At 67.5% G+C, this 15573-nt stretch carries 13 protein-coding genes; 7 read left to right on the top strand and 6 right to left on the bottom strand.

Features of this window, described 5'->3' with window-relative positions; genetic code table 11:
- Positions 1 to 20: 20 nt before the first annotated feature.
- Together F1193_RS02830 and F1193_RS02825 are read right to left on the bottom strand one after the other, a co-directional pair.
- Complete coding sequence (locus F1193_RS02830; RefSeq protein WP_150096157.1) at positions 21 to 1877, bottom strand: phosphoenolpyruvate carboxykinase (GTP); 1857 nt, start codon at positions 1875 to 1877, stop codon at positions 21 to 23.
- Between the two features lie 185 nt (positions 1878 to 2062).
- Positions 2063 to 3505 (bottom strand): O-antigen ligase family protein, encoded by a 1443-nt coding sequence (locus F1193_RS02825; RefSeq protein ID WP_150096156.1) that lies wholly within the window; start codon positions 3503 to 3505, stop codon positions 2063 to 2065.
- A gap of 449 nt (positions 3506 to 3954) precedes the next feature.
- Between F1193_RS02825 and F1193_RS02820 the strand changes: the two genes are divergently transcribed.
- The gene (locus tag F1193_RS02820; protein ID WP_246164081.1) at positions 3955 to 4710 is read left to right on the top strand and encodes a metallophosphoesterase; all 756 of its coding nucleotides are present in this window, start codon (positions 3955 to 3957) and stop codon (positions 4708 to 4710) included.
- Between the two features lie 49 nt (positions 4711 to 4759).
- Here the strand turns inward: F1193_RS02820 and F1193_RS02815 are convergent, their stop codons facing one another.
- Positions 4760 to 5449, bottom strand: a complete 690-nt coding sequence (locus F1193_RS02815; protein ID WP_170263293.1) for a transglutaminase-like cysteine peptidase — start codon at positions 5447 to 5449, stop codon at positions 4760 to 4762.
- Between the two features lie 196 nt (positions 5450 to 5645).
- On the opposite strand from F1193_RS02815, the gene F1193_RS02810 reads away from it, so the two are divergent.
- The gene (locus tag F1193_RS02810; protein ID WP_150096153.1) at positions 5646 to 6599 is read left to right on the top strand and encodes a 1-phosphofructokinase family hexose kinase; all 954 of its coding nucleotides are present in this window, start codon (positions 5646 to 5648) and stop codon (positions 6597 to 6599) included.
- A 97-nt stretch (positions 6600 to 6696) separates the two neighbouring features.
- Here the strand turns inward: F1193_RS02810 and F1193_RS02805 are convergent, their stop codons facing one another.
- From F1193_RS02805 to F1193_RS02795, 3 genes are all read right to left on the bottom strand, one after another.
- The gene (locus F1193_RS02805; protein WP_150096152.1) at positions 6697 to 7137 is read right to left on the bottom strand and encodes a hypothetical protein; all 441 of its coding nucleotides are present in this window, start codon (positions 7135 to 7137) and stop codon (positions 6697 to 6699) included.
- A gap of 183 nt (positions 7138 to 7320) precedes the next feature.
- Positions 7321 to 7596, bottom strand: a complete 276-nt coding sequence (locus tag F1193_RS02800; RefSeq protein ID WP_150096151.1) for a hypothetical protein — start codon at positions 7594 to 7596, stop codon at positions 7321 to 7323.
- Between the two features lie 289 nt (positions 7597 to 7885).
- Complete coding sequence (locus F1193_RS02795; protein WP_150096150.1) at positions 7886 to 8452, bottom strand: carboxymuconolactone decarboxylase family protein; 567 nt, start codon at positions 8450 to 8452, stop codon at positions 7886 to 7888.
- Positions 8453 to 9307: 855 nt separating this feature from the next.
- On the opposite strand from F1193_RS02795, the gene F1193_RS02790 reads away from it, so the two are divergent.
- From F1193_RS02790 to groES, 5 genes are all read left to right on the top strand, one after another.
- Entirely contained in the window at positions 9308 to 10009 is a 702-nt protein-coding gene (locus tag F1193_RS02790) for a hypothetical protein (RefSeq protein ID WP_150096149.1), read from the top strand.
- 679 nt (positions 10010 to 10688) lie between these two features.
- Complete coding sequence (locus F1193_RS02785) at positions 10689 to 13079, top strand: polysaccharide biosynthesis tyrosine autokinase (protein WP_150096148.1); 2391 nt, start codon at positions 10689 to 10691, stop codon at positions 13077 to 13079.
- A gap of 327 nt (positions 13080 to 13406) precedes the next feature.
- Positions 13407 to 14150 carry a hypothetical protein gene (locus F1193_RS02780; RefSeq protein WP_150096147.1) on the top strand — a complete coding sequence of 248 codons (744 nt, stop codon included), beginning with the start codon at positions 13407 to 13409 and terminating at the stop codon, positions 14148 to 14150.
- Positions 14138 to 14716: a DUF1311 domain-containing protein gene (locus F1193_RS02775; protein WP_150096146.1), complete on the top strand. Its 579-nt coding sequence runs from the start codon at positions 14138 to 14140 to the stop codon at positions 14714 to 14716. Before F1193_RS02780 ends, F1193_RS02775 begins: the two co-directional genes overlap by 13 nt.
- A gap of 462 nt (positions 14717 to 15178) precedes the next feature.
- Complete coding sequence (gene groES / locus F1193_RS02770; RefSeq protein ID WP_150096145.1) at positions 15179 to 15472, top strand: co-chaperone GroES; 294 nt, start codon at positions 15179 to 15181, stop codon at positions 15470 to 15472.
- The last annotated feature ends 101 nt before the right edge of the window (positions 15473 to 15573 follow it).

Genomic DNA, 15573 nt, shown 5'->3' with positions numbered 1-15573 from the left:
GCCCGGTCGCGTCGACTCGCTCACTGGTTCTGGGCGTAGTCCGGCAGTTCCCAGTGGTTGGGCGAACGCCACAGGTTCGACAGCAGGAGCTGGCGCATGGCGATGAATTCCTTGGGCAGCCGGTCGAACAGCTTGATGAACAGCTCCTCGTGGCCGAGCACTTCCTTCTGCCAGACGTCGCGGTCGACCGACATCAGCTGGTGGAACTGCTCGCGCGAGAAGTCGAGGCCGCGCCAGTCGATGTCGTCATAGGTCGGCACGTAGCCGAGCGGACCCTCGATGGCGCGGGCGGTGCCGGCGGCGCGCTCGACGATCCACTTCAGCACGCGCATGTTCTCGCCGTAGCCCGGCCACAGGAACTTGCCGTCCTTGTCCTTGCGGAACCAGTTGACGGAGAAGATGCGCGGCGGCTGCGTGACCTTGCGGCCCATATTGAGCCAGTGATTGAAGTAGCTGGCCATGTGGTAGCCGGCGAACGGCAGCATCGCCATCGGGTCGCGGCGAACCTCGCCGATATTGCCGAAGGCGGCGGCGGTCATCTCCGAGCCCATGGTGGCGCCGGCGTAGACGCCGAACGCCCAGTTCACCGGCTGATAGACCAGCGGAACGACCGTCGAGCGGCGGCCGCCGAACACGATGGCCGAGATCGGCACGCCGGCCGGGTTCTCCCACTCCTTGTCGACCGCCGGGTTCTGGTTGGCGGGGACGGTGAAGCGGGAATTGGGGTGGGCCGCCTTGCGGCCGCAATCGGGCGTCCAGTCATTGCCCTGCCAGTCGATGGCGTGGGCCGGCGGCGCGCCGTCCATGCCCTCCCACCACACGTCGCCATCGTCGGTCAGCGCGACATTGGTGAAGATGGTGTTGGCGCGGATCGTCTCCATGCAGTTCGGGTTCGAGGTGTAGTTCGTGCCGGGCGCCACGCCGAAATAGCCGGCTTCGGGATTGATGGCGTAGAGCCGGCCGTCGGCCCCGGGCTTCAGCCAGGCGATGTCGTCGCCGATGGTGGAGACCTTCCAGCCCTCCATCTCCTTGGGCGGGATCAGCATGGCGAAGTTGGTCTTGCCGCAGGCCGAGGGGAAGGCCGCGGCGACATAGGTCTTCTTGCCCTTGGGATCCTCGACGCCGAGAATGAGCATGTGCTCGGCCATCCAGCCCTCGTCGCGGCCCAGCACCGAGGCGATGCGCAGCGCCAGACACTTCTTGCCGAGCAGGGCGTTGCCGCCATAGCCCGAGCCGTAGGACCAGATCGAGCGCTCTTCCGGAAAGTGGACGATGTACTTGACGGTGGGGTTGCACGGCCAGGCGACGTCCTTCTGGCCGGGGGCGAGCGGGGCGCCGACCGTGTGCACGCACGGCACGAACACGTCGGACTCGCCCAGCGCGTCGTCGACGGCGCGGCCCATGCGGGTCATCAGCTTCATGTTGACGACGACGTAGAGCGAGTCGGTGATCTCGTAGCCGATATAGGAGATCGGCGAGCCGATCGGTCCCATGCAGAACGGGATGACGTACAGGGTGCGGCCGCGCATCGAGCCGTCGAACAACGGCTGCAGCGTCGCCTTCATCTCGCGCGGGTCCATCCAATTGTTGGTGGGCCCGGCATCCTCCTTGTTGAGGCTGCAGATGTAGGTGCGGTCCTCGACGCGGGCGACGTCGGAGGGGTCGGAGAAGGCGAGGAAGCTGCCCGGGCGCTTGGCCGGATTGAGGCGCTTGAAGGTCCCGTTCTTCACCAACTGCTCGCAGAACCCGTCATACTCGGCCTGGGAACCGTCGCACCAATGGATCTGGTCCGGCTTGCACAGTGTCGCGATGTCGTTGACCCATGCGCGCAGACGTTGGCTCTTGATGTGCGCGGGAATGCTGGTCGTTGCGGGCATGTTCTCTCTCAACCCCTCGTGAATGCCGGATTCGGATCGCATCTTTCCTCGGCGGTCGGCGGCAAAGATGCGTTGGTCGTCGAATTTGGGAAACGCCGGCATCTGTATCTCAGCCGTTGCGCTGTTGCCATCCATACGGCGGATGGGCCGCAATTGCAGCCGGAATCCGGCCGGCAGGGGTGGGTTCAGCGGTTCAGTGCGACCTCCGGTCGCGCCGGCGCAGGCCGGATGTCTCCGGTCCGCGGCTCTTCGCCGTCCTCGCCGCGGCCGCGTTGCAGCCTGGACATGCTTGATATGCTCTGCGCCAGGGTCGTGCCCAGGATGGCCCAGAACGGCAGGAAGAAGCCCGCCGTCTGCAGATGGAAATCCACCAAGGCATGCAGGAAGGTCAGCGTACCCACCGCCGCGCCGGCGATCGGCAGGGCGCGGTCTCGGCGGCGGTTCAGCGCGCCGCGATAGAGCAGCGCGAGGGTTGCAAGGCTGGCCAGCACGACGGCGGCGGCGGCCGGCAGGCCCAGTTCGACCGCCACTTCGAGCGGCGTGTTGTGGGCGCGGTCGACGATGCCGAAGATGAACCCGTCGGGCCGGTAGGCGGGAAAGACGGCGGCGAAGGTGCCAAGCCCGGTGCCCCACCAGGGATGGTCGGCGATGATCCCGCCGCTCGACTGGAAGATCAGAAGCCGGCTGAAATCCGTCACGCCGCCCTGCTGGATGCGCTGTTCGAGCAGGCCGCCCCACATTTCGACGGCGGCCACGCCGAGCGCGGCGACCGCGGCGACCACCGCCAAGCCCGGCGAGGCGCCCTTGAGTTCGCGACGGAAGCTCAGCAGCACGGCGACGGCCACGGCCAGCAGGGTCAAGAGGCTGCCGGCGCGCGAGCCGGTGGCCAGCACCGCCCCCAGGCAGATGAGCAGCGCAAGCGTCGGCTGGGTGATCTCGCGCGGCATGCGGCTGAAGCCGAGCCGCAGCACATCCTTCAGATCGGCGCGGTCGTCGGGCAAATGGTGGCGAAGCCGCACGCACAGCAGGGCGGCCCAGATGACGGCGCCCATGCCGAAATAGGTCGCCGCGGTGTTGGGATTGACGAAGGTGCCGGTCATCCGGCCGGAATAGGCTGGCCGTTCCCGCCACAGCAGCATGTGCGGGTCGATGACCATCATCAGCAGGCCGTAGATCGCATAAGCGAGGCTCGCGACGGCAACGACCTTCATCAGGCGCACCGCGCAGTCGCGATCGGTGGCGGTCACGAACCCCGCCAGGAAGGCCATGAAGGCGGCGACCGCCGGCCCGATGGCGAGCCAGGGCAGATCGCGCGTTGCCGTCGGCACCGGCGTGAGCCGCGGCTCGCCGAGCAGCGCGGCCGCCCGTTCATGCAACGGATAGTCCGGCAGCAGGCCGGGCAAGGCCGCCGACTGCAGGGCCACCACCAAGCCGTAGACGGCCGCCGCGACAAGCATCGGCGCCAGCAGCGCGAGATGGGAGGGCCGCAGGTGGCGATAGTCGGCGAAGACCAGCGAGACCGCCAGCAGCACGATCCACATCGCCAGCCACAGCGGCTCGTTGGAGCCGAAGGGCAGCGGCGCCAGCGCAACGACGGTGTAAAGGGCAGCGTGGGAAAGGCGGGACACGGTACCGGCTCACGGCTCGTCTTCGCCCGAATTCGGCGGACCGATCCATAGCCCAGCTCGGTTGCAGGCGGAAGCGGGTTGCGGGACGAAGCCGGTTGCAGGTGCGGCGTGGCGGCGGCCGGACCGGCGCAGCCGGCAAGCAGGCGGGGCGGCGCCGGCGATATTTGCCGCGACCCGGTTTCAGGCGCGACCGCGCCTGCCTATATATCCAGGCGAAGGCGGAGGGTCCGGCGGTGTAGCGTGGTTCGCCCGGCAACCTTAAGCAGAATGAGGCGCGTTTTCCGCAAAATATGGGATTCGGTTTTGCGAAGGAACGTGCACCGGAACAGAAGCTGGAGCATCCTGCGATCCGCGACGGTCGACGTGTCGGGGGCTATGGAGCGAGACGGAACGGGTCGATGATCCTGCGGGCCTTGAGGCATCGACGGCAGCCGGCTGCGGCGGGGCAGTTGCCCCCGGTTGTCCATGCCCTGACCGAAGGATGCCGGGTGTACGCCATCGGCGACGTTCACGGCCACGCCGACCTGCTGGGGCGCATGCTGGAGACGATCGACGCCGAGGAGGCGCGGCGCCCCCCCGCCACCTGGACGGTGGAACTGTTCCTGGGCGACGTGATCGATCGCGGACCGGAGTCGCGCGGCGTCGTCGACATGCTGATCGAGCCGCCCGGCGGCGGCCGGCATCGCGTCTGCCTTCGCGGCAACCACGAGGACTGCCTGCTGCGCTTCCTCGCTGAGCCGACCGTCCTGGCCACCTGGCGGGCGTTCGGCGGCCTGGAGACGCTCGCCAGCTATGGCCTGTCGCACCGCCCGCTGAGCACGCCCGAAGATTTCGATGCCGCGCGCATCGAGTTCATCAACAAGCTGCCGCCGGCGCACAAGAGGTTCTTCGAGCAGACTTGGCTGTTCTATGAGCAGGGTGGCTTCTTCTTCGCCCATGCCGGGGTCCGTCCCGGCGTTCTGCTGAGCGAGCAGACGGCGGAAGACCTGATGTATATCCGCGGTCCGTTCGTGTCCTACCATGGCGACTTCGGCAAGCGCATCGTCCACGGCCACACGCCGGTTGCCGCCGTCGAGGTCTTGCCGAACCGCATCAATGTGGACACCGGCGCCTATGCGACCGGGCGGCTGTCGTGCGTGGTGATCGAAGGCGACCGGGTCGACGTTCTGAGCGTCAGCCGCATGCCGCTGAAGGAGCGGGCCTGATCGGCCAGGCGCGACAGAAGGCGCGACAGCCGGCCCGCCGGCCGCGCTGTCATTGTGACAGCGTGTCTTTCCGGGCCTTTGCGGTGGGCGTGCTGCGATTGTACGCCACCGGCACGGCGCGGCGGCCGGGCCGGTCGCGGGGCGGCCCGGCGATCGCCAGCCACAGGCGCGGATCCTCCGCGCTCGATCGCATCATCCAGCGGTATCCGGTGCGCGACCAGGGCACCACCCGGTCGCGGAGGTTGTCCAGCACGAAGTCGCCCCGGTCGGTGGCGACGACGGCGACGAGGTGGTACTCGGTGCTGGGGATGCGGGCGATGGCCAAGCCGACGGCACCGCGCGGCCAGCCGCGCGAGATCAGGATGTGGCGCTTGCGCACCGCATAGTCGTCGCAGTCGCCGGCAGCGGCATCCAGGTTCCAGATGTCGAGACCGTCGTCGGAGCGCGGCCGAATCGCCGCATTGACGGAGCGATTGACCTCGTCGAGATCGGCCCAGCGCTCCTCGGTGAGCGCGACCATGGTGGCGCCGTCCTCGCCCGCGCGGCATTCGCTCTCGAAATCCATGCAGAAGCGGACGGCGGCGATGGGCGCCAGCACCGCCGGCCCGAGCCGCATCGGCGTGCTCTTCGGGATGGGATTGGCCAGCCGCGTTGCCGACAGGGGCATGGCGCGGGCAGGGGTTTCCGCCGTCAGCGTCACCGCTCCGACCACCAGCATGCTCGCAGCCAATCGCTTCATCTCGCGCCTCCCGAACTGCCGTGCGAGGCGACCATACTGACGGGGTGCTAAGAGGGACCTCTCGTCGGGTAAAACATTCGAGGAACGACCGTAATCGTTCATTCACCAAAACCGGTGACAGCAAGGAACCGCGCCAGGCCCGCGGGTCTGCCGCCGGCCGGCGAAGGACCGGGCCTCGAACCAGGGATATGCGCCGATGAAGCCGATCGTCACCTTGACCCTCAACCCGTCGATCGACGGCGCTGCGGAAACCGACGCCATCCGCCCCACCCACAAGATCAGGACCAGCAACGAGCGCTATTATCCGGGCGGCGGCGGCATCAATGTCGCGCGCGTGGTGGCCGAGCTCGGCGGCGCGACCTGCGCGGTCTATGCCGCGGGCGGCGCGACCGGGCCGATCCTCGATACGCTGATCAAAAAGCGCGGCATCGCCATCCACCGGGTCGACATCGCCCAGGACACGCGGATCAGCCACAGCGTGTTCGAGCGCTCGACCGGGCTCGAATACCGGTTCGTGCCCGAGGGGCCGGAACTGCAGCCGCAGGAATGGCAGAGCTGCCTCGACGCGCTGGCCGATGTCGACTGCGACTATCTGGTCGCCAGCGGCAGCCTGCCGCGCGGCGTGCCGGAGGATTTCTATGTCCGCGTCGGCGAGCTTGCCGGGCGCACCGGCGCCAGGCTGGTGGTCGACACGTCCGGGCCGGCGCTGCGCGCGGCGGTGGCTGTGGGCGGCCTTCACCTCGTCAAGCCGAGCCTCGGCGAGTTCGAACTCCTGGTCGGGCGCAAGCTGCCGGATCCTGAGGCCCAGCACGCGGCGGCGATGGAGCTCGTCGGTTCGGGGAAGGTGGCGCTGCTGGCGGTCACGCTCGGCCATCTCGGCGCGTTCCTGGCCGAGCCGGGCGGCATCCTGCGGCTGCCGGCGATGCCGATCGAGGCGAAGAGCGCGGTCGGCGCCGGCGACAGCTTCGTGGCGGGAATGACCCTCGGGCTGGCGCGCGGCCTGCCGCCGCGCGAGGCGTTCAAGCTCGGCATGGCGGCCGGCACCGCGGCGGTGCTGACGCCGGGCACGGAACTCTGCACGCGCGCCGATGTCGAGCGGCTGTTCGCCGACCTGCAGGCGACCGCCGAGGGCCAGCCGGCATCGGCTTGAGCATCCGCCGATCCGATGGAACCGAGCGGACGCTCTAAGTCCTTGAGTTGTCGCATTCTCTTCCGCAAAACCGGTTCCCACTTTTGCGGAGAATGCTCTATTTGAGACGGAACGCGCCGTGGCAGGCGTTGCAGTGGGTGGTGACCACCGCAAGTCCGCCCATCAGCTCCGCCCAGCCGGCGCTGTCCGGCTTCTCGGGCAGGCGCTCGGCGATGCGGGCGAAGTCGTCGGCGGCGCGATGGAAGCCGAAGCCGATCTCGCGGAATTCCGGCGTCATGTAGCGGCCGAAGCCCTTGCCGCGGCCGATGGCCATCTCCTTGCGGGCGAATGCGCCAGCGCCCTTGATGTCGCCCGACGACAAGAGCTGGATGACGCCGTCGAGGGAGCCCATGTGCGTGCGCATTTCCTCCAGGAACGCGGCGCGCACATCGGGCGGCAGGTCGATGGCGGTGCGGCCGTCGTCGGCGGCCAGGGCCGGGGACGCCACCGCCAGCCACAGGGCGGCAAGGCCAATTCGGCCGGAGAGCGATGCGCGCATGCTACCTTCTCCTTCTGATGCGGTTTCCGGTGGATCACGTCATGTCTCCCGGACGGGATTGAAGCGAAACCTTTCGCGCGCGGCTTCACCCGGGGCGCGGCCGGCGGCGTGACCCTAGGTGCGACCGCCTGACGGCGCGCTGACGGCGGCCGCCCCATGGCACAGCCATCTTTCGGGCGCTCGTCAGACCAGCCGGTCGATCCGGCTGCCGGGCGGGAGAAGGATGCGCTGCGGAGAGGACGCAGTGGCCGGCGCGCTGGCGGGGGCTGCAGCAGCCTGGCGGGACGCCGTGTGCTCCGCCGGCGCGGCGCCCTCGGCGGTTGGCGCCGCGATGGCAGGCGAATGCGAGGACGCCTCGGCCGGGCGGCTGTCGGCCGCGGGCCTGGCAACGTCCTTCGCCTTGGCAAAATCCTCAAGATGCCGGGCGAGATGTCCACGCACGACGGGAGGCGTGCTCATGGGGAGGCGTGCTCATGACAACCTATTCCCGCAGCCGATTCGCTGCGAATAGGCCGAAAATCTTGACCGAACCAAGCATTCCCTACCGAAAACCTGGCGCTGTGCCAATCCCAAACAGCGCGTTGTGATGCGACATCCGGCCGATCAAGCTGGAGAACCGTAGAGCATCCGCCGATCCGGTTGAACCGGGCGGACGCTCTAAGTTCTTGGTTTGTCGCATTCTCTTTCGCAAAACCAGTATCCACTTTTGCGGAGAACGCTCTAGTCTGTTCGCCGCGCCTTGGCGCGCTCACGCCGCCGTGCCGGCCGCAATCGGCACCCGGCAGATGCCCGCGGCGGGGATTTCGAGGGCGGCGTTGAACTTGCTCGACATGTTCTGGAAGGCGATCAGCGCGGCCAGTTCGACGATCGCGTCGGCCGGGAAGGCGGCGCCGAGCCGCGCCTTCAGCGCGGGATCGACGACGCGGCCGGTGATGGTGACGGCTTCGGTGAAGGCCAGCGCCGCCTTTTCGCGCTCGCTGAACAGGTCCGAGGTCTCGAAACGGTCGAGCGCCCACAGCCTGTCCTCGGCGACATCGCGCTCCAGGGCGCGCGAGGCGTTGAGGTCGATGCAGAACGGGCACACATTGATCTGCGACACGCGCACCATGATCAGCGATCGCAGGGCGGGCTCGATCGGCGAGGCGGTGCGGTCGATCGCCCGGTAGAGCCGCAGGAATGCCCGCAGCACCCGCGGCGTACGCGCCCACTGGCGCACCGGCTCGGAGACCGGCTGGCCGATGGCGTCGCGAAAGGCGAAAAGCCAGCGCATGTACAAAGGATAGTGCCCAGCGGCGGGCGTGGCGATCCAGCTCATCGGGTCGTCTCCTGGGTCAAGCGGCGAAGGACGGCGGGACGCCCCCGGCCCGCGCAGTGTGCGGTCCAAGACGTGTGGTCCACGAAACGTCGGCCCGCGAATTGTCTGCGCGAAGCGAATGGCGGCCGGTCATGCGGTTTCCGGGCGAGCCCTTCGGGAACCCGGACGCGGTCACGCCGAAAACCTCAGTCCCGAGAGAGGCTCGCGACAGCGGGCTTTTCGGCGATCGGACGACGGCTCGAAGGCTTGATCGGCCAGAAACCATATCATACGAAGCGCCGGCTTCAGCGGCGAGCGTCCTTAGAGCGTTATCCGATCTGACTGCATCAGATCGGATAACGCTCTACGTTTCTGGTTTGTCGCATTTTCTTTCGCAAAACCGGTATCCACTTTTGCGGAAAATGCTCTTGTGCCCGGCTTGCCCGCAGGGCGTGGCGGGCAAGGGGGCCATCGCCGCGATCTCTGCTGGCCGCGGGGGCAGCTCTTCCGTCCCATTGAGGCGATCTATCGGCCGCGGACTGTATCTTCACCCCGATCCTGATGTGCAGCTTCACCCGTAACTTTACCCGCATCTTCACGCGGTCTCGACGCCACCCCTGGCGCAAACTGCCGGGGAGTTCGCCGCGGTCTTCCGCAAGGGAAGAATCGCGGAAAAGGCTGCCGCCTTGTCGACCGCAACCAACAATAGAAGAATTGCGCGCGAATCAGCGCGTTTGGCACCGGACCGTCGGCGTGGTTGCACCGGTTCAGCGAAAGAATGGGCTGAAATCAATCATCTTGCGTGACTTTTCCGTGACGCCGGCCGGATTTTGCGGATGCGCGGCCCGTTAACGCAAGGTTGCAGAAGATGGGCGATTGCTGTACGTTGCCGCCGACGTTGAAGGGATTTTTCGCATGACCTCGATCCGACTCAAGGCGATCGCGCTTTCACTGGGGGCGGCGGGATTGTGGGTGCTGCCGATGGCGAGCGTCAGTGCCCAGCAGGCGCCTTCCGGGCCGCAAGCGAGCGCCGGCCAGCAGGGCGCGCCAATCACTCTCGAAACCACCCCGGCCGAGATCACCCAGCGCTTTCCGGCGGGCGGCGCGTCGTTTGCCGCGGCGCTGCGGGGCTTCCTCGATGCCAACGCCAACCAGCTCGGTGTGGCGCTCAACCATATCAAGGGGCTGCTGGCGAACCTGAATTCGGCCCAGTCCGAGACGGTCGGCGAGGTGCTGGGACGACTGGCGGCCGATCTCATGGCGCGCAAGGATCTCGACAATCTGCGGCTGGTCCAGGAGTTGGTGGCGCGTGGCAACTCGTTCCTGGTCGCCGGCTATAACCGCTCGACCGGGCTCAATCCGGATACTGCGGGCCTCGGCGGCGGTGCCGGCGGTGGCGCAGGGCCTGTCGGGTCGATTGCCGGTTCCGGCGGGGGCGGTGGCGGCGGGGCCGCCCAGGGCAACACTGCCTATGGCACGAGCAGCTCCAATCCGATCACCGGCGGCGGTGGCGCCGGCGCCTCGGTGACCCGCAACAACTCATATTATTCGTACACCAACTCGATCAGCCCATTCTGAGCGGCCGTCCTGACATTTCGCGGCGCAGACACGTCTTGCAGGACGGCAGGACGTGTTTTGGGCAGGGCGTGTTTTGCTTCGTGCAGAACCGGTTGCGGGATTGCGGATGCGCCGGGAGGTCGGCGTGAGACGAACAGGCAGCCGTGCCGGCGTGGCGCAGCGGCCGGAATGCGGTTTGCCGGCATTGCTCGGTTGCCGGCGAGCTCAATTGCTGGCTTGCTCGGTTGTTGACTGTGTTCGGTTGTTGGCGGTGCGCACAAGACCCTTCGGGTGTGTCCGGCCAAGGCCGGCCTTGGGATCGAGGCCGGCCTTGGGATCGAGGCCGGCCTTGGGATCGAGGCCGGCCCGGGGAGCGGGAGTGGGTTTCCAGGCGACAGAGGGGCCTTTCGACCGACGGCGACCTTATCGAGGGACAAGGGTCTTTATCGAGGGACAAGGGTCTTTCGATCAAACAGGGTGTTTCGATCAACTTGGGTCTTTCGAGCGACTTGGGTCTTTCGAGCGACTTGGGTCTTTCGAGCAACAACGGGTTTGTCGGCGAACGAACGGCGCGCCCCAAAGCCGTCGACCTTGAAACGCGTGGACAAAACGAAACGCGTGGACAAAGCGCGCGCGGACTGAGATTTCACGACAGCGTCCCGAGGGCATGCGGACCCGGGACATTCGGGGCAGGGTGATCATGCTGCAGGTCGATCGGACAGCCGGCACGCCGGAGCAGGCGGAGACGGCCGAAGCCGGGTTCGATTTCGTCAGTCTCTACACATTTCTTCGCCGCAACCTGACCGTGATCGTCGTCGGCGCGGTGGTCGGCCTCGTTCTCGGCGCCATCTTCATGCTGACCACGCCGCCGACCTACATGGCAGCGGGCCAGCTGATCATCGACACCCGCAAGATCCAGCTGTTCCAGCAGCAGTCGGTGCTCGCCGACGGCATGATCGACAATGCCGCCGTCGACAGCCAGGTGCAGCTCCTGCAGTCGGAAAACGTGGCGCTCGCGGTCATCCGCGACCTCAAGCTCATCGAGGATCCGGAGTTCGTCGGCGGCGCGCCCAGCGTGGTCGGAACGGTGATCGGCGCGGTGAGCGACGGCATCTCCATTCTCTTCGGCGGCGGCAATGACGAGGAGGTCTCCACCGAGTATCTCGAGCGCAGGGCGGTCGGCTACCTGAAGAAGAATCTCAAGGTCAAGCAGCTCGGCCGCTCCTATGTGATCGAATACTCGTTCTCCGCGCTCGATCCCAACAAGGCGGCGCAGGTGGCCAACGCCCTGGCCGAGGCCTACATCGTCGACCAGCTCGAGGCCAAGTATCAGGCCACCCGCCGCGCCTCGGTGTGGATGCAGGATCGCATCAAGGAGCTGCGCGACCAGGCCCAGCAGGCGGCGCGCGCGGTCGAGGATTTCAAGCAGCGAAACAACATCATCAGCTTCTCGACCGGCGGCACCGGCACCCGGCTGATCGGCGAGCAGCAGCTCCAGGAGATCAACTCCCAGCTGACCCAGGCCCGCGCCCAGACGGCGGAAGCCAAGGCCAAGCTCGACCGCGTCGACGACATCCTGCGCTCGGGCGGCGAGATCGGCGAGGCCGTGGTGGCGGACGTGCTGCGCAACGAGGTCATCACCCGGCTGCGTCAGCAACTGCTCGACGCCAACAAGCGCGAGGCCGATTGGGCGCAGCGCTATGGGTCGGACCACATCGCCGTGCTGAAGCTGCGAACCGAAATGACCCAGCTCAAGCGCGTGATGCAGGAGGAGCTCAAGCGCATCGCCGAGACCTACAAGAGCGACTACGAGATCGCCAAGGTCCGCGAGGAGTCGATCCTGGCCAGCATGAACGACGTGATCCGCGACGCCGGCACCACCAATCAGGCGCAGATCGCGCTGCGCGACCTGGAGAGCACGGCCCAGACCTACCAGACCCTCTACGACAGCTTCCTGCAGCGCTACACCGAGGCGCTGCAGCAGCAGTCGTTCCCGATCACCGAGGCCCGCGTCATCACCAGCGCCTCCCGACCGTTCGCCAAGAGCTATCCCAGGCTGTCGGTGGTGATGGCGATCGCGATCTTCATCGGCCTGCTCGGCGGGGTCGGCGTCGGCTTCCTGCGCGAGCAGCTCGATCGCGTGTTCCGCACGGTCAGCGACGTCGAGCATTTCCTGCGCATCAGCTGCTTCGGCCTGCTGCCCCTGGTGCGGCCGACCCGGGCCGCGACCAAGCCGGCGGGCCGGCCCGGCGCCAGGGCGACCGCGAAATCCGGGCCGAGCGGGCCCGGCGCGGCCGCGAGCGCCGGTGCGGGATCCGACGTGCCGGCCGCGGAGGCCGAGGGCCGGGGCGGCGTCTCGTCGGACGGCGGCCTGCTCCGCTACACGATCGACGCCCCATTCTCGCGCTTCTCCGAGACGCTGCGAAGCGTCAAGGTGGCGGCCGACCTTGCCCAGATCAGCCGTCCCGTCAGGGTGCTCGGCGTCGTCTCGGCCATTCCCAACGAGGGCAAGTCCACCGTCGCCGCCAACCTCGCCCAGATGATCGCCCACAGCGGCAAGAAGACGCTGCTGCTCGACGCCGACCTGCGCAACCCGTCCCTGTCCCGCCGCATGGTGGCGGCCGACGAGTCCGGTGTCCGGGCCGGGATCGTCGAGGTGCTGTCCGGCCAGGTCGCGCTCGATGCGGTGCTGATGGTCGATCCGGTCACCGGCCTTCATCTGCTGCCGACCGTCGTCAAGGAGCGCATCGCCAACACCAACGATATCCTGACGTCGGCGGCGATGAAGCAGGTGCTCGACCATCTGCGCACCCTCTACGACTACATCATCGTCGACCTGCCGCCGCTCGGGCCGGTGGTCGACGCGCGGGCCATGGCGCCGCAGATCGACGGCTTCCTGTTCGTGATCGACTGGGGCCGCACCAAGATCGACGTCGTGGCCGAGGCGCTGCAGTCGTCCGAGGCCATCCGCGACCGCCTGCTCGGCGCCGTCCTCAACAAGGTGAACGTCAAGGCGATGTCGAAATTCGAGACCTACAAGGGCTCGTACTATTTCAACAAATACTATTCCCGCTACGGCTATCACGACTGATGCCAGCGGCCCCAAACCCCGACGCATGGGGCCGTTCGAGACGGGCTCCAGAGCATTCTCCGCACTAGCGGGAACCGGTTTTGCGATAGAGACTGCGACAACTCGAAGACTCGAGTGCGTCGGCTTGGTTCACTCAGGTCGGCGGACGCCTGGAGCGCGATCCGATCTGACTGCATCAGATCTGGCGCGCTAACTCTTTGAATTATCGCATTCTCTTTCGCAAAACCGGTTCCCGCTAGTGCGGAGAATGCTCTAGAGCGCGGATCTGCGGCCCCTCGGGGCGGATTCCGCATGAGCAGCAACGGGACGACAGTGGGCGGGGGATACGTGGCGGCTCTGTCTATCCGGCTGGTTTCCCTGGCGGTCGTCCTGTGCGGCCTGTGGTGGGTGGCGACGGTCGTCCCCCTGACCGTCCGCGACGATGCCGTGCTCGCGGCCGGGCGGCGCATCCTCAATGAGGAGACCCTGCCGCCGCAGGCGATCGCGCGGCTGGGGCCGATCGCCGACCGTCTGGAGCCGCAGCTTGCGTGCGAGGTCGCGACTTGGCGGGCGGTGGCGCTGTTCCGCCTGCGCGTCGCGGAGGCGGCCGAGGGCGACGATGCCGGCCGCATCGCCTGGGACGATTTCCGCGAGGCGGCACGACGCCTGCTGGTCTGTTCGCCGCACGAGCCGCTGTTCTGGTTTGCGCTGTTCTGGCAGGAGGCGACCCAGGTCGGCATCCAACCCGGCAGCTATGACCGGCTGCGCCTGTCCTACGCGCTGGGGGCGAACGAGGCCTGGATCATGCGCAAGCGCAGCCGGCTGATGCTGCCGCTGCTCGCCACGGTGCCGGAGGATCTGCGCGAGCCGGTGCTGCATGAGTTCATCACCCTGCTGAAGAGCCGCGTGATGCGCGAGGCCGTCGAGGCGTTCCAGTCGAGCGACACGGTGGTTCGCGAAATGGTTCTGCCGCGTCTGGTCGACGTCCCGGAGCCGGTGCTCGCCGGCTTCTCGCGGGCGTTGCGCAATGCCGGGGTCGAGGCCAAGGTGCCGGGCAGGGTCGAGCGGGAAAGGCGGCCGTGGGATCGCTGAGCGACCGATCTCTCTTTCGGGCGCCAAGCCGCGGCGTTGCGGCCCTGCTTGTCCTGCTGCCGGCGCTCTGCAGCCCGGCGGCCAGCCGCGCGGAGGACGGCGCGCCGCCCGCCGTCCGCCAGATCGCGCCGGGCTTCATGCCGTACTACAATCTCGGCAGTCCGGCAGGGGCGGGGCCGGCCGGCAGCCCTCCCTTCGAGGTGGTGCTGCCGAGCCGCGAGCGTCCGCTCGGCGGTTGCGACCGCAGCCTGTCGCGCATCCTGTTCAACCGCTGCCTCTATGCGACGCTGGAGTTCAGCCGCCGCATGCTGGAGATGACGGTCGCGGCCGCGCGCACCTCGGTCGAGGCGCGCAGCGATCTGCCCCCCGGCTACCGTTCGCGCTGGATCCGCGTGCTGGACGAGGTGCATGCGCGCTGGAAGGAGGCGCGCAATCTCGAATGCGGCCAGCTCGTCTTTCTCGAACGTGGCCCCAAGGCGAATATCTTCGAGGAACGCGCGCAATGCACGCTCGCCGCCGAGCGCGAGCGCATCGAGGACCTGAGACGGCGCTACGGGCTGGAGTGACGGCGGCCCGCGCGACGCGGTTCCCGCGTGCCGTCCCCCCGCCTGGCTCGCCTATCTGGCTGGCCCGCCTGTCTGGCCCGCCCGGCCGCTGTGCTCGTTGACCATGACTGAGCGCGGAGCGTGGCCGTGCAGCCGGTTCGCTTGACGTTCCGGGACTTGACTTGTCGGGGGCGGCTGACTATCTCGCCAACAGGCGCTTAGCACTCATCAATGTGGAGTGCTAACAGCGCGGATCAGGGTGCCGTCCCTCGGGGCTGGCGCGGGTCGAATACCACGGTTTCCGGCTGATCCCTTCGGGATGCCGGAAGCGGTCTCGCCGAAAACCCCTTGGTCGACAACGGGATTTTCGGCGAATTGAAGACGGTTCTCCAGCTTGATCAGCCGGAAAACCGCATAATCCGTTTCACGGGTGCTGACTCAAGGCTCCGTTGATCGAGGCTCCGTTATTCAAGGAAGACTTCCATGGCGAGCACCTTTCGTCCGCTGCACGACCGCGTCGTCGTCAAGCGCATCGACGCCGAGCAGAAGACCGCCGGCGGCATCATCATTCCGGACACCGCCCAGGAGAAGCCCCAGCAGGGCGAGGTGGTGTCGGTCGGCCCGGGCGCGCGCGACGAGGCCGGCAAGCTGGTTCCGCTCGACGTCAAGGCCGGCGACCGCGTGCTGTTCGGCAAGTGGTCCGGCACCGAGGTCAAGATCGACGGCCAGGATCTCCTGATCATGAAGGAATCCGACATCCTCGGCATCATCGGCTGAGCCCGTTGCGGCCGCAGCCTCGCGGCCGCCTCCCCACTTCAATGTGAGCCGCCGTGGGCCCCCGCCGGGGCCGGTGGCTTCGGACCATCAGGGAAGAATCT

The sequence above is a fragment of the Blastochloris sulfoviridis genome (assembly GCF_008630065.1).
GTDB lineage: Bacteria > Pseudomonadota > Alphaproteobacteria > Rhizobiales > Xanthobacteraceae > Blastochloris > Blastochloris sulfoviridis.
The sequence above is the reverse complement of the archived record's forward strand: the minus strand, read 5'-3'. Positions and strand labels throughout refer to the sequence as shown.

Coding starts and splice junctions, on each gene's coding strand:
- groES (WP_150096145.1), top strand. CDS start 15,179: ATGGCGAGCACCTTTCGTCCGCTGCACGACCGCGTCGTCGTCAAGCGC.
- F1193_RS02805 (WP_150096152.1), bottom strand. CDS start 7,137: ATGCGCGCATCGCTCTCCGGCCGAATTGGCCTTGCCGCCCTGTGGCTG.
- F1193_RS02830 (WP_150096157.1), bottom strand. CDS start 1,877: ATGCCCGCAACGACCAGCATTCCCGCGCACATCAAGAGCCAACGTCTG.
- F1193_RS02800 (WP_150096151.1), bottom strand. CDS start 7,596: ATGAGCACGCCTCCCGTCGTGCGTGGACATCTCGCCCGGCATCTTGAG.
- F1193_RS02785 (WP_150096148.1), top strand. CDS start 10,689: ATGCTGCAGGTCGATCGGACAGCCGGCACGCCGGAGCAGGCGGAGACG.
- F1193_RS02810 (WP_150096153.1), top strand. CDS start 5,646: ATGAAGCCGATCGTCACCTTGACCCTCAACCCGTCGATCGACGGCGCT.
- F1193_RS02815 (WP_170263293.1), bottom strand. CDS start 5,449: ATGAAGCGATTGGCTGCGAGCATGCTGGTGGTCGGAGCGGTGACGCTG.
- F1193_RS02795 (WP_150096150.1), bottom strand. CDS start 8,452: ATGAGCTGGATCGCCACGCCCGCCGCTGGGCACTATCCTTTGTACATG.